This is a genomic window from Pseudomonas sp. R4-34-07, assembly GCF_003852375.1.
Lineage (GTDB): Bacteria > Pseudomonadota > Gammaproteobacteria > Pseudomonadales > Pseudomonadaceae > Aquipseudomonas.
In genome coordinates this window covers 539653-560852 of sequence record NZ_CP027760.1, presented here as the reverse complement: position 1 = coordinate 560852, position 21200 = coordinate 539653, and the positions used below count along the sequence as shown (strand labels likewise).

Genomic DNA, 21200 nt, shown 5'->3' with positions numbered 1-21200 from the left:
CTTGCGATATTTGCACCCGCGCACCTGAGTCGGGTGGCGCCACGGACCCGACCTGTTCATGAACTCATCTACCCCCGCTTGCCTGGCCCTGCTCCTGGGCCTGGTCAATACCGCCCAGGCCGACGATGCGCCGCTGATCCTCGACCCGAGCGTGGTCACCGGTTCGCGCAGCGCCAGCCCCACCTTTGACCTGCCCTACTCGGTCGACGGCATCAGCCGCGAACAGATCAGCGACGGCCAACTCGGCATCAACGCCTCCGAAGCCCTGTCCCGCGTGCCCGGCCTGGTGGTGCAGAACCGCCAGAACTACGCGCAGGACCTGCAAATCTCCTCCCGTGGCTTCGGCGCCCGTTCAGCCTTCGGCGTGCGCGGCATCAAGCTGCTGGCCGACGGGATTCCCGCCAGCACCCCGGACGGCCAGGGCCAGGCAGCGACCTTCAACCTCGACACCGCCGAACGCATCGAAGTCCTGCGCGGCCCCGCCGCGACGCTGTATGGCAGCAACGCCGGCGGGGTGATCCAGATGTTCTCCCGCGACGGCGAGGGCCCGCCGCGCATCGGTGCCGAAACCCTGGTCGGCAGCGACGGGCTGAACAAAAACCACCTCACCGCCGAAGGTGCGGCCAACGGCGCCGGCTTCGTGCTCGACGCCTCGCGCATGGACACCAACGGCTATCGCGACCACAGCAGCGCGCGCCGCGACCAGACGTTCGCCAAGCTCAATTTCCAGCCGGATGACGACAGCAAGCTGGCGTTGATCTACAGCAGCCTGGAACAGAATGGCACGCAAGATCCGCTGGGGCAGACCTGGGCGGCGTACAAGGCTGATCCACGCTCGGTGAGCGCCAATGCGCTAACCTACAACACGCGTAAAAGTATCGATCATCAGCAATTGGGCATGAATTACGAACGGTACTTTGGCGAAGCGACCTTGCAGGTCAACGCCTACACCGGGCGGCGCAGCGTGATTCAGTACCTGTCGATTCCCAAGTTTACGAGCACTGGAGCGCTTAACCCTGCCAATGAACGCGGCGGCGGCGTCGTGCAATTCGACCGCAAGTTCTACGGTGGCAGCGTGCGCTGGATGCAGCCCATCGAGCGCGCGCCGGGCGAGTTGATGATCATCACCGGCCTGGACTTCGACCAGAGCGAAGACAGCCGCCACGGCTATCAGAACTACAGCGGCAACACCCTGGGCGTGAAAGGCGAGTTACGCCGTGACGAAATCGACACCGCCCGCAGTCTCGACCCCTATATCCAGGCCAACTGGGCCCTCGACCGCTGGACCCTGCAAGCCGGCATCCGCCATAGCACCATGCAGATGGACGTCGACGATCAATTCCTGAGCAATGGCGACGCCAGCGGCAACAAGACCTACCAGAAGAACACCCCGTCGATGAGCGTGATGTACGCGTTCACGCCCGACCTGCACGGTTACATCAGCGCAGGCAAAGGCTTCGAAACCCCCACCCAGGCCGAACTGGCCTATGCACCGGGCAATGTCGAAGGCTTCAACTTTGGCTTGAAGCCGTCTGACAGCACGCAATACGAAATAGGCCTGAAGGCTCAACTGGCCAACACCCGCGTCAACGCCGCCGTGTTCCAGATCACCACTGAAGACGAACTGGTCGTGCAGCAATCCATCGGTGGCCGCACCAGCTACCAGAACGCTGGCCGAACCTTGCGTCGCGGCTTCGAACTGGGCGTGGAAAGCCAACTCAGCGAGCACTGGAGCACCATCCTCGCCTATACACGCCTGCAAGCGACCTACGACAGCGACTTTGCCAGCGGCGCGAATACCATCGACAAAGGCAACTACCTGCCCGGCGTGCCGCAAACCACGCTGTTCACCGAACTGAACTGGAAACCGCGCGACTGGGTCAGTACCGCCCTCGAAGGCATGTACCGCAGCAAAGTCTACGTCGAAGACACCAACCGCCAACACGCCGCACCGGGCTACAGCGTATTCAACTGGCGCGCGCGGTTCGAGCAAAAGGCAGAGCACTGGACCTTTCACCAGACCTTGCGCCTGGATAACTTGCTGGATCGTCAGTACGTGGGATCGGTGATCGTGGGGGACGGCAATGGTCGCTACTACGAAGCGGCGCCGGGGCGGTCGTGGTATGCGGGGGCGGGGGCGGAGTATCAGTTCTGACCGCAGCGCCTGGGCGGGCCCATCGGGGCATAGGTATCTACACAACTTTGTAGCCGCCACGGTAACCACGATGCGAAGCGAGCCGCTCTTGCTTGTGATTTTGCTTTTGATCTAAGCGCCCCGTTAAACCACGCTGGCCGCAATTCGACAGTGATTTGGGGGGTAAACCGGCAGGGATGCCGGTTTAGCCGCCCCGCGCCATGGATGGCGCGTGGCGGCGGCCCCCCAAATCACTGTCGGATTACGGGCACACCGAGCCTGGGCGAGGTGCCGAGTGGTGGGGCAAGAGCCCTTTGGTTACTTTGGGGCTCTTTTCCAAAGTGACCCGCCGTCAGGGCGGAACCCTAAGCCGCCGTTACCGCAGCAACGGATATGTACTCGCTCTGATCCAACATCATGGTCGGCTGTCAGGCCGCCATCGGGAGCAAGCCCCCTCCCACATTTAGGTCGCGGGGCATCAGTTAGAGAGGTTTCGGCTCCCGAGCAATCACAGGTTCAGGGCCGTGCCAAAGTTGTGTAGATACCTATGCCCATCGGGGGCAAGCCCCCTCCCACACTGACTGTGCTCACCTCTTCAAATGTGTAAATACAGTCAAATGTGGGAGGGGGCTTGCCCCCGATAGGGCCGAAGGCCCGCTTCAACCGGCGGCGCTGACCTCTTTAGGCAAACGCTGATCAATCACCTGATACAACGCACTGCCCTGCGGCCAATTACGCATGAACCGCGCACGATCCTTGGCATACGCCCCAGCGAAGCTGGCAGCGGAGTGGTGCTGGCACATGGCGTCGAGATCGATCATCGCCCAGCGGTCTTCACTCCAGAACAGGTTGTGGCCTTTGAAGTCTCCATGGCTGATGCGCTCGCGGATCAACTCGGCGAACAACCGGTCCAGCGCCAGCAGCTCATCTTGAGGCGCATCGCCGTTTTCAACATAGGGTGCAAAACGCTCGATAATGTCGGGTCCAGGCAGGTATTCAGTGACCAGATACGCACGGCTGCGCAACCAGAAAAAGCGCTTCTCCAACACCGCCAGCGGCTTGGGCGTGGCGATGCCAAGGAATGCCAGGCGATTGCCTTCGCGCCAGGAATGCCAGGCACGGCTGGGGCGCCAGAAGCGTTTGAGCCAGTGGGCGAAACCCTTGATGTTGTAGCGTTTGATCACCAGGGGCCGGCCGGCCACTTCGACCTTGGCCACGCTTGCCGCGCCGCCGGTCTTGTACAGATGGCCCTGGTCGAGCAGCGCATCGGCCTGCTCCAGCACGGGCAGCATGGCCGCCTCTTCTTCACGCCGAATCGCGCGCAGGCCGAAGGCCCCGCGCACCACGCTGAACAGCGTGCAGTCGCGACCGACCTTGTTCAGATAGTCTTTCAAGCGCCAGGCGCTGACTTTGCGCACCTGCTTTTCGAGCGCTTCCAGGGGCAAGGCATGTTCGCCGTTGGCCAGCAGGTAGTACACCAGCAATTCTTCGGTAAACGGCTCGAGGTTTTTCGGCAACTGGGCAAAGAACACCCCGAGGTTTTCCAGCACCCGATTGCGCGACAGCGGCTTGCCCGCCTCTTCGACACGAATGCCGGCACCATCGATCAAATACAGTTTGCCGTCTTGGCGCAGCAGGTTGTCCAGGTGCAGGTCTTCCTGCCACAGCCCTTGGGCATGCATCTGCGCAATCGCGCCCAGCGCTTCGGCGAGCACGGCGGTTTGTTCGTCGGCCAAGGGCGGCAAGCCTTCGACAGCGAGCCAGGCGTCGGCCAGGCTGTGGGCGCCTTCGAGAAACTCGAACAGCAGCCAGCCCCCCTCGCCTTCCTGCAAGCCGTCGGCGAGCAACAGCGGCGTGGTCAAGCCTTGCTCGGCCAACAGTCGCACACCGCTGAGCTCACGTTGAAAATGTCGCGCCGCCTTGCTGCCCACCAATAACTTGGCCAGCACCGGGCGACCGCGCCACACGGCGGCGCCGACGTAGCGCTGCCCCGGCAATACCCGCAACAGGCTGAGCAGTTGCAGTTGCCCCGGACCTGCCGCATCCGCCAGATCGAGGGTCAGCGGCAGGCGGGGTGTACGGCCGACACTTTTCAGCTCGGACAAACGCATCAGCGGTTCTCCTTGTGGCTGCGGCGCGCCGTCAGGCGCTGGTGCCAGGTAGACACCAATGCGCTGTCTTCGGGCTGCTCAAGGTAAGCCGCCAACAGCTGTCGCACCTGGGCGTCTGTCCACTGCGGTGCACGGCGCAGCAGCGGTTCCAGGTCCTTGACCCGGTCACGCCAGCCGAACAGCAGCGGGCGGGTTTTTTCCAGGTCGATCAGTTGCGCGGCATAGCTGTCGCCACGCGCCTGCAGGAAAATATGCTTGGGGTAAAAGCAGCCGTGCACCTGGCCCACGCTGTGCAAATGCCGCGCAAGCTTGCCGCAGGCCAGCAGGATCGCGTGCTGCTGGGCGTCGCTCAGTTGCGTCCATTGTTCCAGCAACGAGTCCAGGTCGTTCCAGCCGTCCAGCGCGCGGGTGAGCAGCATCGCACGGCGCTCGCCTGCAACCTTGCGCTCGCCAAAAAAGGCTGCCTGCAAGGCCGGGATACCCAGCTTTCGGTACAGGCTGATATTGCGAAACTCGCGGGCGAAACTCGGTTCGCCAAACGGCCGGTGCAAGGTGCGCGTCAGGTAGTTGCTCTGGCGCTTGAGGTAGTAACCCTGACCTTCAAGCTCCAGGCGATACACGCTGCTCCAGCCGTCGCCGCTGGTGTTCGGCTCGTCCACCGCGTCCAGTTGCCGGGCCCACAGCGCGTCGAAGCTAGCCAGGCCGTTGCGCTCAAGCAGAGCGCGGTCTTCGGCCGCCAGGAAGTCACTCATTCACGTCCCTCGAAAAACTTCACCACATGGCGAATTCGTTGTTTGTCCGACGTCTTCAGGTGCGTGCGTTGGCGGTATTGCATGTAGAAACGCAGGCGCTGGGTGGCCGACAGATGATACTTGGCGACCTTGTCCAGGCAGGCCAGGTCTTTGGTAATGCGGTACTTGAGCCAGAAGCCGCGCCAGAAATCGCCGTTGGGGCAGTCGATCAGGTACAGGGTGCGCTGGTCGTCGACCAGCAGGTTGCGCCACTTCAAGTCGTTATGAGTAAAGCGGTGATCGTGCATGGTGCGCGTGTATTCGGCGAGCTGGCGGCTGATCGCATCGACCCACGTGGGGTCTTTGAGGCGCGCATCGTTGCGCTCTGCCAACGCCGACAGGTCTTCGGTCTTGGGCAGTTCGCGGGTGATCATCGCGCCACGGTCGTAGGCCAATCCGCTACGTTGCAGGCCCCAGGCGATGACCTCGGCGGTGGGAATGCCCCACTTGGCAAAGCGCTTGAGGTTCTGCCACTCGGACTTCACCCGCGGCTTGCCCAGGTAGCGGCGCAGGCCTTTGCCAGCCCCGACATAGCGCTTGACGTAATAATTGACCCCGCCGCGCTCCACCCGAATCACTTCCGACAGTGGGTCGCGGGTCAGGCGCTCGCCTTGCAGGGCAAACACCGCTTCCAGGCTTCCGAAGTCGTCCGCGAGGGCGGCGTAGGCAGGTTCCAGATTCCAACCCGCCATCAGAGCGCATCCCCGTAGCGCTGCTTGCGCGCATAGAGCTTGGCGGCCATGCGCTCCAGTTCGCGTAACAACGCGGTTTGCTCGGCGAAGATCTGGCGCAGCGGCTGCTGAAAGTAATGCTTGAGAAAGCGCAGCTTGTCGCGCTGGGTCAGGCCGATTTCCAGGGCAGAGTAATACAGCCCGGCCAGGTCTTTGTTGCGCCAGCGCATGGGGATCGTCGCACGCACCTGGGCGCGGTGCAGGTCGATCACCGACAGCTTGAGGGTGTCGACCGCAATGGGCCGGTCGGTGTGCAGCAGGAAGTGGCAGAGGTAGCAATCGCGATGATTGACGCCGCCCCGGTGCATCGCCCCGACGGTGTTCGCCAACTCGACGGTCAAGGCGTGCTTGATCGCCGGCACCGGCGGTTGCTTGACCCAATCAAGGGTCAGGTCTTCCAGGCTGATGATCGGCGTCAGCTCTTGCGTGATGATGAACGAATGCTGGTCGGCCGGGTTGCTGCCTTTTTCGCCAAAGGCCACTGCCGTCATGGTCGGCACGCCCAGTTCCTGCAAGCGTTGGATCGCCAGCCACTCCTGCCCCGCCCCCAGCACCGGCAATTTGGCGGTGACCAGGTTCTTGAGGATTTCGCCCCAGCCGATGCCACGGTGGATCTTCACGAAATAGGGTTGGCCCTGCACCACCGTACGCAACGTACGGCGAGCGGCCAGCTCGCGGAACACCTGGCCTTGCAGCTTCTCGACCTCGGCGAACGCATCGCGTCCGGCCCAGAGGGTGTTGAACGGTTCGGCAAGAATCAACTTCATCGGTTTGGCTCCGCCAGAATCAGGTCCGCAGCGTACTGCGGCATGCTAAAAAGGTCGGCCGTCTCGGCGAAGGCCAGACCATTGCGACTCCAGGTCGCGCGCGCGTGTGGATCTTCGAGCATATCCACCAGGTACTGGTTGAGCTGGGCCTGTTCGAACGGCTCGTCCAACACCCGGCCGCTCTGGGCCTTGTCGATGTAGAACGCGTAGCCGCAGACCCGGCTCACCAGTACCGGGAGGCCGGCGACCACCGCTTCGACCAGCACCATGCCGGCCGCCTCGTTGTAGGCAGGGTGAATCAACAGGTCCGCCCCGAGCAGGAACCGCGGGATATCGTTGCGGCCTTTGAAGAACCGCACCTGGTCGCCCAGGCCCAGCGCGGCGCTCTGCAATTGGAAGACTTTGGGGTCGTCCTGGCCGATTACAAACAGGCGGGTGCGTTTCTTCAGCTTGGACGGCAATGCGGCGACGGCCTTGAGGCTGCGGTCGACGCCCTTGGTCTTGAAGCCCGAACCGATCTGTACCAGCAGCAAGTCATCCTCGGCCAGGCCGAACTCACGGCGAAACTCAGCGCGGATGTCGGCAGCGTTCGGCGGCGCGCGCCGGTCACGGGCGATACCCGGCGGCAGCAGGTGGAACCGCTCGGGCTGGGTGCCGTAATACTGGCTGAACAGTTGCTGTTGATGCTCGGACAGCACCATGATCTGGGTCCTGGCGTTCTTGTCGAACACCGCACGCTCGTATTCGGCAAAGTGCTTGTAGCGCCCGAACCAGCGGTACATCGGGTTGCGCAGCGTCTGGGCCTTGTCTTCGAACACGCCGTCGGCGGCGAAGTACAGGTCCAGCCCCGGCATCTTGTTGAAGCCCACCACGCGGTCCACCGGGCGCCTGGCCAGGTCGGCCTGGATCCAGGCGTAGAGCTTTTCGTTGCGGCGATGGTTGACCAGCGCCTTGACCGGCGCCACCAGCACTTCGAAGCCGGGCGGGATATCGCCTTCCCAGATCAGCGTATAGACACGAATCTGATGGCCACGCTGCTGGCACTCCAGGGCGATGCGCATGAAGTCGCGCTGCAGGCCACCGAAGGGAAAGTATTTGTACAGTACGAAAGCCAGTTGCATCAGTGCTGCTCCTCAGCCAGTAACAACGCGCTCAGTCGGCTTGCTACGCGCTCAGGATTCAGGCGCGTGAAGCACAGGGGCGACTCGCGCGTGATGTCGAACCGCCGCAGGTCATCGGCGGTGGGTTGGTAGGTGCAGTGCTTTTGCAGGCACGGCGCACACGGCCAGTCGCTGGCCAAGTGGACCTGGCCTTTGCCGTAGGCGCCGGTGAGGCCCGGGTTGGTCGGCCCGAACAGCGAAATGGTCGGCACATCCAGCGCCGCCGCCAAGTGGCCGAGGCCGGTATCCACCGCCACACAGGCGCGCGCACTGGCCAATACACGGGCCACGCCCGCCAGGTTCAGTTTTGGCAGCACTTCGGCGTTGGGCAAGCCCTGGGCCAGGCGCTCGGCGCGGGCTTTTTCGGCGGCGTTGCCCCACGGCAACTTCACGTCCACGCCCAGGCGGGCCATGCGTTCGGCCAGTTCGCGCCAGTAGGCTTCGGGCCAGTGCTTGGTGTCCCAGGTGGTGCCGTGCAGCAGCAGCACGAAGGGTTTCTTCGGCGGCAGTCCAAGCAGTTCCTCGACGCTCAAGCCGTAGTCGCCCAGGCCCTTGGGCAGGTCATAGCCCAGCGCCACGGCAAACAATTGGCGCAACCGCTCCACCGCATGTTGCCCACGGGCCACGGCCAGGCGTCGGGAATAAAAACGCGCCGCGAGGGGCTCGCGGGCCGAGGTTTTATCGAAGCCGGCGACCGGCGCCCGCACGTAGCGGGTCAGCCAGGCGCTTTTGAGCAGGCCCTGGGCATCGATCACCAGGTCGTACTTGGTCGACTGCACGGCCTGTTTGAAACGCCGCCATTCGCCGCTCTTGATGGTTTGCCAGAGGTTCTTGCGCCAGCGACGAATCGCCACCGGGATCACCTTGTCCACCGCGGGGTGCCAGGTCGGAATTTCGGCAAAGCCTTCTTCCACCACCCAATCGAAACGGATACCGGGGATCGCCCGCGCCGCGTCGGTGAGTGCCGGCAAGGCGTGGATCACGTCGCCCAGGGATGAGGTCTTGATTACCAGTACCCGCAACTCAGTGAACCTCGACCACGTCGCCCTGCAACCGCTGCAAGGCATCGGTTACCGGCCGCGGCAGCAATTGGCGCAGGCAGTTGTAGTGGCCGAAACGGCAGGTGCGCTCAAAACAGGGGCTGCAATCCAGGCCCAGGCGCACCACTTCGACCTGGTCGGCCAAGGGCGGAGTGAACCCAGGGGACGTAGAGCCGTACACCGCCACCAACGGGCGATTCAGCGCAGCGGCGACGTGCATCAGGCCGGAGTCGTTGGACACCACCGCGTCGGCGCACGACAGCAAGTCGATGGCCTCGGCCAGGGACGTCTCGCCACTGAGGTTCACCGCCTCTTCGCGCAGGCCCGGAATCAGGCGCTGGCGAATATCCTCACCCACCGCATGATCGTTTTTGGAGCCAAACAGCCACACTTGCCAGCCTTCGCGGATCTTGGTCTCGGCGACCTTGGCGTAGTGTTCCGACGGCCAGCGCTTGGACTCGCCGAACTCGGCGCCCGGGCACAAGGCCAATACCGGGCGGTCCAGCGCCAGGCCGAACTTGGCCAGCGCCGCATCGCGGGTCAGCGGGTCGATCTGCAAGCTGGGGCGCGGATACGGCGTGGGCAGCTCGGCGCCGGGTTCGTAGGCCAGGGCCATGAAACGCTCGATCATCAACGGGTAGCGCGCTTTGTCCAGGGTGCGTACATCGTTAAGCAGCACATAGCGAAACTCGCCGCGCCAGCCGGTACGCTTGGGAATGCCGGCAAAAAACGGCACCAGCGCCGACTTCAGCGAGTTGGGCAACAGGATCGCCTGGTCGTACTGGCCGCCCATGGCTTTGCCGATGCGCCGACGGGTCGCCAGTTCCAGCGCGCCATGGCCGAGCGGAAAGCTCAAGGCCTTGCGCACCTGAGGCATGCGCTCAAGGATCGGCCGGCTCCACTCAGGGGCGAGCACGTCGATCTGGCAGTCCGGATAGCGCAGCCGCAGGCACTGGAACAGTGTCTGTGCCATCACCATGTCACCGACCCAACTGGGCCCAACGATCAGAATATTCATGTAGTTTCCACAAACGATGCGGGGAGGCTTATGCCTCCCCGCCCTAATAGTGTTTCAGCTCAAACCGAGCGCCTGCCAGATTCGCATCACCTGGCGCCGCTCGTCTGCAAATTGGTCCCCGGCCACCGTGCCCGCCTCGTTCTGCAAGGCTTGGCGGTGCGCGGCGGAGCGGTACGCCTTATACACCTCGCGCAACAAATGGGCATCGGCGGCGGGCATCAGCCCGACCTGCTCCAGGCCTTCCAGAATGCGGATATTGTCGGTGTAGCGCAGCAACGATGGATGTTGCGCAGACCACGCCAAAGCGGCGTATTGCACCATAAATTCAATATCGACGATACCTCCGGCGTCCTGCTTGAGGTCGAACAGCGCCGTGGCTTCGAAGGCATTGGCGCCCATACCGGCCGCTGTGCTCCGGGTCCCCAGGTTGTCACGCATCTTGGCGCGCATCTCGCTGACCTCCTGGCGCAGCTTCGCCAAGTCCCGTTCACGCCCCAATACCTTGGCGCGGACCTGCTCGAAGGCCTGGCCCACATCCTGGCTGCCGACCAACACCCGCGCGCGTATCAGCGCCTGATGCTCCCAGGTCCAGGCTTCATTTTGTTGATAGCGGTCGAACGCGCCCAGTGAGCTCACCAACAACCCGGACGCACCTGAAGGCCGCAGGCGCATGTCCACCTCATACAGTTGGCCGGAGTTGGTCTGGGTGGTCAGCAAGTGAATGATGCGCTGGCCCAGGCGCGTGAAGAACTGCGCACCGTCGATCGGCTTGGCGCCGTCAGTCTCGGCCTGGGGGTCGCCGTCGTGGATAAACACCAGGTCCAGGTCCGAACCATGCCCCAATTCGATACCGCCGACTTTCCCATAACCGACAATGATGAAGCCAGGATCGCACAGGCTGCCGTCCAGCCGTTGCGGCGAGCCGTGGCGGGCAACGGTCTGGCGCCAGGCCAGCGCCAGCACCTGTTCGAGGATGGCTTCGGCCAGCCAGGTGAGGTAGTCGCTGACCTTCATCAATGGCAGGCTGCCGGCGATTTCCGACGCGGCCACCCGCAGGCGGTGCGCCAGCTTGAAATGGCGCAGGGCTTCCATCTGCTGCTCGAGGTCGTCTTCAGGGATACGCGTAAGGCGCTCGCGCAATTCGGCGGCCAGCTCCGGCGCCAACGGCGGCTTGAACAGTCGCCCTTCGTTGAGCAGTTCATCGAGCAACAGCGGGAAACGGGTGATCTGCTCGGCGATCCACGGGCTCGCAGCGCACAGCGTCAGCAGACGGCGCAGGGCGTCGGGGTTTTCAGTGAGCAGCACCAGGTAAGCGGAACGCCGGGCGACCGCCTCGACCAGCGGCAATACGCGCTCCAATACCAGGTCCGGGTTGGCGTGCTCGACAGCCTGGGCCAGCAGGCGCGGAATAAACGCGTCCAGCCGTTCGCGACCGAGGCGCTGCATGGCGCGCAGCTGCGGACTGCCGCGCAAGCCAGCCAGGGCCTTGAGGGCCTTGGGCGCATCGGTGAAGCCGCCTTCGCTCAACTGGCGGCAGGCGGCGTCGTCATCCTGGGATTCTTCCCACAGCGGCAACCATTCCCCGCCGACGACCAGCTCGCTTTCTTCGCCCTCTTCTTCATCAGGGTCGGCAATCACCTGGCGGAAGTGCCAATCCACCCGCCCACGCCAATACATCAGGCGTTCGTGGAACGCGGTCCAGTCGGCAAAACCGAGCATGAAGGCAATACGCGCCTGGTCTTCCGGGCTGTCCGGGAGCATCTGGGTCTGGCGGTCGGCGATCGCCTGGATCGCGTGTTCGGTGTAGCGCAAAAACTCGTAGCCATTGCGCAACTCACTGATCACGGCGGCCGGCAAGTAACCCTGGCCCTCCAGGGTGCCCAGCACATTCAATAGCGGACGTTGCTGCAGGCTGAGATCGCGGCCACCGTGGATCAGCTGGAACGCCTGGGCGATAAATTCCACCTCACGAATACCGCCCGAACCCAGCTTGATATTCTCGGCCATGCCTTTGCGCCTTACTTCCTGCTGGATCAGCTGCTTCATGGTGCGCAGCGCTTCGATGGCCGAGAAGTCCAGGTAACGGCGATAGACGAACGGGCGCAGCATGTCGAGCAACTGCGCGCCGGCCAGTTGGTCACCGGCGACGACGCGGGCCTTGATCATGGCGTAACGCTCCCAATCACGGCCCTGGTCCTGGTAGTACTGCTCCAGCGCATTGAAGCTCAGTACCAGCGCGCCGGCCGAACCGTAGGGGCGCAGGCGCATGTCGACGCGGAACACGAAACCGTCGACCGTCATCGGGTCGAGGGCCTTGATCAATTTCTGACCAAGTCGAATGAAAAACTCCTGGTTATCCAGGGAGCGCTTGACCCCCACCGTCTCGCCGCCTTCTGGGTAGGCGAAGATCAGGTCGATATCCGACGACAGGTTCAGCTCCACCGCCCCGAGCTTGCCCATGCCAAGGATGACCATGTGCTGCGCTTCGCCGCTGCGCCGCCCGGTTGGCGTGCCGAACTGCACACAATGGCGCTGGTACAGCCATTGGTAGGCCTGGTCGATGCAGGCGTCGGCCATGTCGGAGAGGTCGCGGCAGGTTTGCACCAGATCCGCCTGGCGGGTCAGGTCGCGCCAGATGATGCGCACCTGCTGGCGCGTACGCTGGCGCCGCAGCACACGGCCGAGTTCGTCTTCTGTTTCGGCCTGTTGCACGGCACCGGCAATCTGCCCGCACAGCTCACCCGGCGCAAACCCCCGGTCCAGCTCGCCCCAGGCCACCAACTCAAGCAACATCAAAGGGTCACGCACGCTCTGTTCAATGACAAAATCACTGGCGGCGCACACCCGCGCGAACTCGGCCCACCGTTGCGGCGTCCAGCCAGAAAGGCCATGATCGTCATCCAGCGCGGCCACCGCGTCACGAAATGACTGCTCGGCCCGGCTGGCGTAAGGCAAGAGAATGGCCGGCAGTTCGGCCAGCGTTGGGAGGCTCATGGTCTATCCTTGATCGGCGTGTAAATGGCGTGTAGTTGTGAACGCAGGAGCCATGCTCGATGAAGGACTGTCGAACAAAAGTTAGAAATAGCTGAAATTAAATTAATCTTGGCAGGCAACATCAAACTTTCACCTTTTCTTGTTCGCAATAGACCAACAATAACGATTATGCTCACCAGCCAGACCGAGCCATACGCTCAGTCTTGTGTAGTTTTACTACTCGTATATACATTCGAAAGGCTGAAATGGCCGACGATTTGTAGTAAAACTACAGGACGCCGAAGCAACCTTCGGCCATCCAAGAATTTATGTCGTCTGCCCACAAGGCCAGTCGCAAACTTCAGGCAACCGATTCTGGTAGCCTTTCCGCCCTGGAGCAAGCCATGCAAGACCTCGATCCCGTCGAAACCCAGGAATGGCTGGACGCCCTGGAATCGGTTCTCGACAAAGAAGGCGAAGACCGTGCTCACTACCTGATGACCCGTATGGGCGAACTCGCGACCCGCAGCGGCTCGCAATTGCCTTACGCCATCACCACGCCATACCGCAACACCATCCCCGTTACCCACGAAGCACGCATGCCTGGCGACCTGTTCATGGAACGCCGCATTCGCTCGCTGGTACGTTGGAACGCCATGGCGATGGTAATGCGCACGAACTTGAAGGATTCGGACCTGGGCGGTCACATCTCCAGCTTCGCCTCCAGCGCAACCCTGTATGACATCGGCTTCAACTACTTCTTCCAGGCCCCGACCGACGAACACGGCGGCGACCTGATCTACTTCCAGGGCCACACCTCGCCAGGCGTCTACGCCCGTGCGTTCATGGAAGGTCGCATCACCGAAGAGCAAATGAACAACTTCCGCCAGGAAGTCGACGGTCAGGGCCTGTCGTCCTACCCGCACCCTTGGCTGATGCCTGATTTCTGGCAGTTCCCGACGGTATCCATGGGCCTGGGCCCGATCCAGGCGATCTACCAGGCACGTTTCATGAAGTACCTGGAAGCCCGTGGCTTCATTCCCGAAGGCAAGCAGAAAGTCTGGTGCTTCCTGGGCGACGGCGAGTGCGACGAGCCGGAATCCCTGGGCGCCATCTCCCTGGCCGGCCGCGAGAAGCTGGACAACCTGATCTTCGTCATCAACTGCAACCTGCAACGCCTCGACGGCCCGGTTCGCGGTAACGGCAAGATCATCCAGGAACTCGAAGGCGTGTTCCGCGGTGCGCATTGGAACGTGACCAAAGTCATCTGGGGCCGTTTCTGGGACCCACTGCTGGCCAAGGACGTCGACGGTATCCTGCAACGCCGCATGGACGAAGTCATCGACGGCGAGTACCAGAACTACAAGGCCAAAGACGGCGCGTTCGTGCGTGAGCACTTCTTCAACACGCCTGAACTCAAGGCGATGGTTGCCGACCTGTCCGACGACGAGATCTGGAAACTCAACCGTGGCGGCCACGACCCGTACAAGGTCTACGCGGCGTACCACGAAGCGGTCAACCACAAAGAGCAACCGACCGTCATCCTGGCCAAGACCATCAAGGGTTATGGCACCGGTGCCGGCGAAGCGAAAAACACCGCGCACAACACCAAGAAAGTCGACGTTGACAGCCTGAAGCTGTTCCGCGACCGCTTCGACATCCCGGTCAAGGACGAAGAGCTGGAGAACCTGCCGTTCTTCAAGCCTGAGCCGAACAGCGCCGAAGCCCGCTACCTCAGCGAGCGTCGCACTGCACTGGGCGGTTTCGTGCCGCAACGCCGCGCCAAGAGCATGAGCATCCCGACGCCGCCACTCGATACCCTCAAGGCTATCCTGGACGGCTCGGGCGACCGCGAAATCTCCACCACCATGGCCTTCGTGCGGATCCTCGCGCAACTGGTCAAGGACAAGGAAATCGGCTCGCGTATCGTGCCGATTATCCCGGACGAGGCCCGTACCTTCGGTATGGAAGGCATGTTCCGTCAGTTGGGCATCTACTCCTCCGTCGGCCAGCTCTACGAGCCAGTCGATAAAGACCAGGTGATGTTCTACAAGGAAGACAAGAAGGGCCAGATCCTCGAAGAAGGCATCAACGAAGCGGGCGCCATGAGCTCCTTCATCGCTGCCGGTACTTCGTACTCCAGCCACAACCAGCCGATGCTGCCGTTCTACATCTTCTACTCGATGTTCGGCTTCCAGCGCATTGGCGACCTGGCTTGGGCCGCAGGCGACAGCCGTACCCGTGGCTTCCTGATCGGCGGTACCGCCGGGCGTACCACGCTCAACGGCGAAGGCCTGCAACACGAAGACGGTCACAGCCACATCCTGGCTGCCACCATTCCGAACTGCCGCACCTTTGATCCAACCTACGGCTATGAGCTGGCGGTGATCATCCAGGACGGCATGAAGAAGATGACCGAAGAGCAGCAGGACGTTTTCTACTACATCACCGTGATGAACGAGTCCTACCAGCAGCCCGCCATGCCGGCTGGCGTGGAAGAAGGCATCATCAAGGGCATGTACCTGCTCGAAGAAGACACCAAGGAAGCGGCGCACCACGTACAGCTGATGGGCTCCGGCACCATCCTGCGCGAAGTGCGTGAAGCGGCGAAGATCCTGCGTGACGAGTTCAACGTCGGCGCCGACGTGTGGAGCGTTACCAGCTTCAACGAACTGCGTCGCGACGGCCTGGCCGTGGAGCGCAGCAACCGCCTGCACCCGGGCCAGAAGCCTGCACTGAGCTACGTCGAAGAGTGCCTGGCCGGCCGTAAGGGTCCAGTCATCGCCTCTACCGACTACATGAAACTGTTTGCTGAACAAATTCGCCAGTGGGTCCCGTCCAAGGAATTCAAAGTCCTGGGCACCGACGGTTTCGGCCGCAGTGACAGCCGCAAGAAGCTGCGTCACTTCTTCGAAGTCGACCGTCACTTCGTGGTGTTGGCAGCCCTGGAAGCCTTGGCTGACCGTGGTGAGATCGAACCCAAGGTGGTGGCTGACGCCATCGTCAAGTTCGGGATCAACCCGGAAAAACGCAACCCACTGGACTGCTGAGGAGATTTTTTGTGAGCGAACTCATTCGCGTACCTGACATCGGCAGCGGTGAAGGTGAAGTAATCGAGCTGTTTGTGAAGGTTGGCGACACCGTCGAAGCCGACCAGAGCATCCTGACCCTGGAGTCGGACAAGGCGAGCATGGAAATTCCTGCTCCCAAGGCCGGCGTGGTCAAAAGCCTGAAAGTGAAGCTGGGCGACCGCCTGAAAGAAGGCGACGAACTGCTGGAGCTGGAAATCGAAGGTGCCGCTGATGCGGCCCCTGCGGCGGCTCCTGCTGCCGCTGCACCTGCGCCGGCTGCTGAAAAGCCTGCTGCTGCCGAGGCTGCTCCAGCCCCGGCCGCCGCACCTGCCGCCGCCACCGTCCAGGACATCCACGTTCCGGACATCGGCTCGTCGGGCAAGGCCAAGATCATCGAGCTGCTGGTCAAGGTCGGCGACACCGTCGAAGCCGACCAGTCGCTGATCACCCTGGAGTCCGACAAGGCCTCCATGGAGATCCCATCGCCGGCTGCCGGCGTGGTGGAAAGCATCGGGGTCAAGCTGGAAGACGAAGTCGGCACTGGCGATTTCATCCTCAAGCTGAAAGTACAAGGCGCTGCGCCTGCTGCTCCGGCACCGGCTGCTGCTCCAGCTGCGGCCAAGGCTGAAGCGGCTCCGGCCGCTGCTGCTCCTGCTCCGGCTGCAAAAGCCGAAGCTGCACCGGCTCCTGCCGCCGCACCTGCGCCAAGCGGAGCCAAGGTTCACGCCGGCCCTGCCGTGCGTCAGCTGGCCCGTGAATTCGGCGTGGAGCTGGGCGCCGTCGCGGCCAGCGGCCCTCACGGTCGTGTGCTGAAGGAAGACGTGCAGGCCTACGTCAAGGCCATGATGCAGAAAGCCAAGGAAGCGCCAGCTGCCGGCGGCGCTACCGGTGGTTCGGGCATTCCGCCGATCCGCACCGTCGATTTCAGCCGTTTCGGCGAAATCGAAGAAGTGCCGATGACCCGCCTGATGCAAATCGGCGCGGCAGGTCTGCACGCGAGCTGGCTGAACATCCCGCACGTGACTCAGTTCGACCAGGCCGATATCACCGACCTGGAAGCTTTCCGCGTTGCGCAGAAAGCCGTGGCCGAGAAGGCCGGCGTGAAACTGACCGTGTTGCCTCTGCTGCTCAAGGCCTGTGCGCATCTGCTCAAGGAACTGCCGGACTTCAACAGCTCGCTGGCGCCAAGCGGCAAGGCGATCATTCGCAAGAAGTACGTGCACATCGGCTTTGCGGTAGACACGCCTGACGGCCTGCTGGTACCGGTCATCAAAAACGTCGACCAGAAGAGCCTGCTGCAACTGGCTGCCGAGGCTGCTGCGTTGGCCGCCAAGGCCCGCGACAAGAAGCTCACCCCGGACGACATGCAGGGCGCGTGCTTCACCATCTCCAGCCTCGGGCACATTGGCGGTACTGGCTTCACGCCAATCGTCAACGCGCCGGAAGTGGCGATCCTGGGTGTGTCCAAGGCAACTATCCAGCCAGTCTGGGACGGTAAAGCGTTCCAGCCCAAGCTGATGCTGCCACTGTCGCTGTCCTACGATCACCGCGTGATCAACGGCGCCGCGGCGGCGCGCTTCACCCAGCGCCTGAGCCAACTGCTGAACGACATCCGCACCATCCTGCTGTAAGCCGCAGCGGCCTCCCCTCGGCGGGAGGCCTTTGCCGCATCGATTTCCGAGCGCCACGCTCGTACCTCAACCCCGCCACTTGGCGGGGCTTTTTTTGCCCGTTTGTTGTATACATAGGACAGGCTTGTACACCTTCCGTCACTTCGACTGCAGAAACCCCCTGGGCGGCCGATAACAGGGTTATAGCACTTAGCCTTCATCCTCTCTTGTCAGTGCGTGCCGCATGATGCAACCTTGCCGCAGGCAACAGTAAAGAGGGCGTGAGCCCGGCGCCGTGCGCATTTTTCCAAGCGAGTTTCCCCCATGAAAAGCCAACCCGATGTCGCCCGAACGGCGGCCGAGGTAGTGACGCAATTACCGGTGCCTTCGCGCCTCGGTATGCTGCGTTTCGAGCGGCTTAATGAGGCAAGCTGGGCGCTGCTCTACCTCGACCCCAATTGCGAGCGCCAATTCGGCCTGTCGGCGGTCGAGCTCTGTGCCCTGATCGGCACGCCGTACGCCAGCCTGATGGAACCCCAGGCACGCTATCAACTGCACGACGCGATCCAGCAGCAACTGAGCCTCAGCCCCCACTACCTGGTGCGCTACACCCTGCACACCAACGATGGCCCGCTGAGCCTGCTGGAAATGGGCGAGGCCTACAAACAACACAATCGCCACCTGCTGCGCGGCTACCTGATGGTGGTTGATGGCCTGTTCAGCGAAATTCCCGCCACGGTGCCGACCGCCGACCTGGAAAATCAGAACAGCCGCCTGCAAATCGCCCTGGAACTCAACCAGCGCGCGCAACAGGAACAGCTGCAGCACCTGGAGCGGGTACGCGCCCAGCAGGAGTTGATCCTGCTGCTGGCCCGCCAACGCTACACCACGCCCAATTCGCTGCAAGAAGCCGCCGAACTGATCACCCGCAGCGCCTGCGACATCTACCAGATCGATTGCGCCAGTATCTGGAACCTGGAAGGCCAGCGCCTGGTGCCGATTTCGGCCTATCACCGCGCCGATCAGCAATACCATGTGCCTGAAGCGATTGACGCCAGTTGCTTCCCCGATTACCTCGAAGCCCTGCACAGCAGCCGCGCGATCGATGCCACCAATGCCCTGCGCGACCCGCGCACCCGGGAAATGGCCGAAAGCCTGTTCGCCAAGGATATCCACGCCATGCTCGACGCGAGCATCCGGGTGGATGGCCAGGTCGTCGGCGTGCTGTGCCTGGAGCAAAGCGGCAGTTCGCGTGCCTGGCAGTCCGATGAAATCGCCTTTGCCGGCGAGCTGGCGGACCAGTTCGCCCAGGTCATCAACAACCACAACCGCCGCACCGCCACCAGCGCCCTGCACCTGTTCCAGCGTGCCGTGGAACAAAGTGCCAACGCCTTTCTGCTGGTCAATTGCGATGGCGTGGTGGAGTACGTCAACCCAAGTTTTACCGCGATCACCCAATACAGCGCCGAAGAGGTGCACGGCCACCGCCTGGCGCAGTTGCCGGCCCTGGAGAATCTCAGCGAGTTGCTGTTCGATGCGCCGTCGAGCCTGGCCAAGAGCAACAGTTGGCAAGGAGAATTCAAAAGCCGACGCAAAAACCTCGAACCCTACTGGGGCCAGCTGTCGATCTCCAAGGTGTATGGCGACAACCGCGAGTTGACCCACTACATCGGCATCTACGAAGACATCACCCAGACCAAGCTGGCGCAACAGCGCATCGAACGCCTGGCCTATACCGACAACCTGACCAACCTGGGCAACCGCCCGGCCTTCATCCGCAACCTCGACGAGCGCTTTGCCCGCGACAGCGACAGCCCGATCAGCCTGCTGCTGGTGGACATCGACAACTTCAAGCGCATCAACGACAGCCTCGGGCACCAGACCGGGGACAAGCTGCTGATCAGCCTGGCCCGTCGTCTACGCAACAGCCTGAGCAGCGGCGGCAGCCTGGCGCGCTTTGCCAGTAACGAGTTTGCGGTGCTGCTCGATGATGCCGACCTGGAGACCGGCCAGCAGGTCGCCAGCCAGTTGCTGGCCACCCTCGACAAGCCGATGTTCGTCGACAACCAATTGATCAGCGTGACCGGCTCCGTAGGCCTGGCCTGCGCACCGCTGCACGGCCGCGACCCGCAGACCCTGATGCGCAACGCCGGTTTGGCCCTGCACAAGGCCAAGGCCAACGGCAAACACCAGGTGCAGGTGTTTACCGAAGCCCTGAATGCCGAAGCGAGCTACAAACTGTTCGTGGAAAACAACCTGCGCCGCGCCCTGACCCAGAACGAGCTGGATGTGTTCTACCAGCCCAAGCTGTGCCTGCGCAGTGGCCGCCTGTTAGGTATGGAAGCGCTGTTGCGCTGGAACCATCCTGAAAAGGGCATGATCCGCCCCGACCAGTTCATCAGCGTGGCCGAAGAGACCGGCTTGATCATCCCCATCGGCAAATGGATCGCGCGCCAGGCGTGCCGCATGAGTCGGCAGTTGACAGCGGCGGGCCTGGGTAATCTGCAGGTAGCGATCAACCTGTCGCCCAAACAGTTTTCCGACCCGGACCTGGTGGCCTCGATCGCCACGATTCTCAAGGAAGAACAGCTGCCGGCCAATCTGCTGGAGCTGGAGCTGACCGAAGGCCTGCTGCTGGAAGCTACCGAAGACACGCGCCTGCAACTGGACCAACTGAAGAGCTTTGGCCTGACCCTGGCCATGGACGACTTCGGTACTGGTTATTCGTCGCTGAGCTACTTGAAAAAATTCCCCATCGACATCATTAAGATCGACCGGAGCTTTATCCACGAAATCCCGGATAACCAGGACGACATGGAAATCACCTCGGCGGTCATCGCCATGGCCCACAACCTCAAGCTCAAGGTGGTGGCCGAAGGCATCGAGACCGCCGCGCAATTGGCGTTCCTGCGCCGGCATCGGTGCGACGTGGGCCAGGGCTACCTGTTCGACCGGCCAATCCCCGGCGCAGAGCTGCTGGAGAAGCTTAAACGCTACCCACGCGGGCCAATCGCCTGACAGCGCTGTAACACTCGGGCACACTGGCTGTCTGACCATTTACTGCTAATCAACCTGACGAGAGGACTGATCATGGTCTTGCGCTCGGAAATTCTGGTGAACAAAAACGTGCTGCCTACTCAAGAACAAGCCCTGCCTGGCCGTGAAACCCCGATGAACCTGCCGCAAACGCACTTCGTCAACGGCAACCCGCTGCTGGGCCCGTTTACCGACGACGTCGGTTTTGCGATCTTCGGCCTCGGCTGCTTCTGGGGCGCGGAACGCAAATTCTGGGAGCGCGATGGCGTGGTCAGCACCGTGGTCGGCTACGCCGGCGGCTTCACGCCGAACCCGACCTACGAAGAAGTCTGCTCAGGCCTGACCGGCCACAGCGAAGTCGTGCTAGTGGTGTATGACCAGGCCAAAGTGAAATACGAAGACTTGTTGAAGATGTTCTGGGAACTGCACAACCCGACCCAGGGCATGCGCCAGGGCAACGATATCGGCAGCCAATACCGCTCGGTGATCTATGCCACCACGCCGGAGCAACTGGCGGCGGCCAAAGCCAGTGCCCAGGCTTATCAGCAAGAGCTGACCAAGGCCGGCCTGGGCGAGATCACCACCGAAATCGACGAAGCACCGACGGTTTACTTCGCCGAGGCGTATCACCAGCAGTACCTGGCGAAGAATCCCCAGGGTTATTGCGGCATCGGCGGCACCGGCGTGACCTGCCCGATATAAAGGGGCAACACAGCTCAAAATGTGGGAGGGGCTTGCCCCCGATTGCGGGGTATCAG

At 62.5% G+C, this 21200-nt stretch carries 13 protein-coding genes; 5 read left to right on the top strand and 8 right to left on the bottom strand.

From position 1 onward, the window contains the following. The first annotated feature begins 58 nt into the window (after positions 1-58). Positions 59-2155 (top strand): TonB-dependent receptor, encoded by a 2097-nt coding sequence (locus C4J85_RS02350; protein ID WP_124408908.1) that lies wholly within the window; start codon positions 59-61, stop codon positions 2153-2155. A 638-nt stretch (positions 2156-2793) separates the two neighbouring features. On the opposite strand, the gene C4J85_RS02340 is transcribed toward C4J85_RS02350, so the two are convergent. From C4J85_RS02340 to glnE, 8 genes are read right to left on the bottom strand one after another with little or no spacing between them, the layout of a single operon-like run. Beyond that, positions 2794-4245, bottom strand: a complete 1452-nt coding sequence (locus C4J85_RS02340) for a lipopolysaccharide kinase InaA family protein (RefSeq protein WP_124408907.1) — start codon at positions 4243-4245, stop codon at positions 2794-2796. Further along, positions 4245-4997: a lipopolysaccharide kinase InaA family protein gene (locus C4J85_RS02335; RefSeq protein ID WP_124402862.1), complete on the bottom strand. Its 753-nt coding sequence runs from the start codon at positions 4995-4997 to the stop codon at positions 4245-4247. Before C4J85_RS02335 ends, C4J85_RS02340 begins: the two co-directional genes overlap by 1 nt. After that, positions 4994-5728 carry a lipopolysaccharide kinase InaA family protein gene (locus C4J85_RS02330; RefSeq protein WP_124408906.1) on the bottom strand — a complete coding sequence of 245 codons (735 nt, stop codon included), beginning with the start codon at positions 5726-5728 and terminating at the stop codon, positions 4994-4996. Before C4J85_RS02330 ends, C4J85_RS02335 begins: the two co-directional genes overlap by 4 nt. Continuing rightward, positions 5728-6534, bottom strand: coding sequence for a lipopolysaccharide core heptose(I) kinase RfaP (gene rfaP / locus C4J85_RS02325; protein ID WP_124365583.1), 807 nt, complete (start codon positions 6532-6534; stop codon positions 5728-5730). Before rfaP ends, C4J85_RS02330 begins: the two co-directional genes overlap by 1 nt. After that, on the bottom strand, positions 6531-7655 hold the full coding sequence (locus C4J85_RS02320) for a glycosyltransferase family 4 protein (RefSeq protein WP_124365582.1): 1125 nt from the start codon (positions 7653-7655) through the stop codon (positions 6531-6533). Before C4J85_RS02320 ends, rfaP begins: the two co-directional genes overlap by 4 nt. Continuing rightward, complete coding sequence (gene waaC / locus C4J85_RS02315; RefSeq protein WP_124408905.1) at positions 7655-8716, bottom strand: lipopolysaccharide heptosyltransferase I; 1062 nt, start codon at positions 8714-8716, stop codon at positions 7655-7657. The genes C4J85_RS02320 and waaC overlap by 1 nt, the downstream gene beginning before the upstream one ends. A 1-nt stretch (position 8717) precedes the next feature. Beyond that, entirely contained in the window at positions 8718-9752 is a 1035-nt protein-coding gene (gene waaF / locus C4J85_RS02310) for a lipopolysaccharide heptosyltransferase II (protein ID WP_124408904.1), read from the bottom strand. A 54-nt stretch (positions 9753-9806) separates the two neighbouring features. Then, the gene (gene glnE / locus C4J85_RS02305; RefSeq protein WP_124408903.1) at positions 9807-12746 is read right to left on the bottom strand and encodes a bifunctional [glutamate--ammonia ligase]-adenylyl-L-tyrosine phosphorylase/[glutamate--ammonia-ligase] adenylyltransferase; all 2940 of its coding nucleotides are present in this window, start codon (positions 12744-12746) and stop codon (positions 9807-9809) included. Positions 12747-13129: 383 nt separating this feature from the next. On the opposite strand from glnE, the gene aceE reads away from it, so the two are divergent. The 4 genes from aceE (at position 13130) to msrA (ending at position 21144) form a co-directional block, all read left to right on the top strand. Next, complete coding sequence (gene aceE / locus C4J85_RS02300) at positions 13130-15775, top strand: pyruvate dehydrogenase (acetyl-transferring), homodimeric type (protein ID WP_124365578.1); 2646 nt, start codon at positions 13130-13132, stop codon at positions 15773-15775. An 11-nt stretch (positions 15776-15786) separates the two neighbouring features. Beyond that, positions 15787-17427 (top strand): dihydrolipoyllysine-residue acetyltransferase, encoded by a 1641-nt coding sequence (gene aceF / locus C4J85_RS02295; protein ID WP_124365577.1) that lies wholly within the window; start codon positions 15787-15789, stop codon positions 17425-17427. Positions 17428-17730: 303 nt separating this feature from the next. Next, positions 17731-20424, top strand: coding sequence for a bifunctional diguanylate cyclase/phosphodiesterase (locus C4J85_RS02290; RefSeq protein ID WP_124408902.1), 2694 nt, complete (start codon positions 17731-17733; stop codon positions 20422-20424). 72 nt (positions 20425-20496) lie between these two features. After that, complete coding sequence (msrA, locus tag C4J85_RS02285) at positions 20497-21144, top strand: peptide-methionine (S)-S-oxide reductase MsrA (RefSeq protein WP_124365575.1); 648 nt, start codon at positions 20497-20499, stop codon at positions 21142-21144. Positions 21145-21200 lie beyond the last annotated feature (56 nt).

Excerpts from the sequence above, each read along its gene's own strand:
- C4J85_RS02320 (WP_124365582.1), bottom strand. The coding sequence starts at position 7,655 with ATGCAACTGGCTTTCGTACTGTACAAATACTTTCCCTTCGGTGGCCTG.
- waaF (WP_124408904.1), bottom strand. The coding sequence starts at position 9,752 with ATGAATATTCTGATCGTTGGGCCCAGTTGGGTCGGTGACATGGTGATG.
- aceE (WP_124365578.1), top strand. The coding sequence starts at position 13,130 with ATGCAAGACCTCGATCCCGTCGAAACCCAGGAATGGCTGGACGCCCTG.
- C4J85_RS02335 (WP_124402862.1), bottom strand. The coding sequence starts at position 4,997 with ATGAGTGACTTCCTGGCGGCCGAAGACCGCGCTCTGCTTGAGCGCAAC.
- C4J85_RS02330 (WP_124408906.1), bottom strand. The coding sequence starts at position 5,728 with ATGGCGGGTTGGAATCTGGAACCTGCCTACGCCGCCCTCGCGGACGAC.
- glnE (WP_124408903.1), bottom strand. The coding sequence starts at position 12,746 with ATGAGCCTCCCAACGCTGGCCGAACTGCCGGCCATTCTCTTGCCTTAC.
- C4J85_RS02350 (WP_124408908.1), top strand. The coding sequence starts at position 59 with ATGAACTCATCTACCCCCGCTTGCCTGGCCCTGCTCCTGGGCCTGGTC.
- msrA (WP_124365575.1), top strand. The coding sequence starts at position 20,497 with ATGGTCTTGCGCTCGGAAATTCTGGTGAACAAAAACGTGCTGCCTACT.
- C4J85_RS02290 (WP_124408902.1), top strand. The coding sequence starts at position 17,731 with ATGAAAAGCCAACCCGATGTCGCCCGAACGGCGGCCGAGGTAGTGACG.
- rfaP (WP_124365583.1), bottom strand. The coding sequence starts at position 6,534 with ATGAAGTTGATTCTTGCCGAACCGTTCAACACCCTCTGGGCCGGACGC.
- C4J85_RS02340 (WP_124408907.1), bottom strand. The coding sequence starts at position 4,245 with ATGCGTTTGTCCGAGCTGAAAAGTGTCGGCCGTACACCCCGCCTGCCG.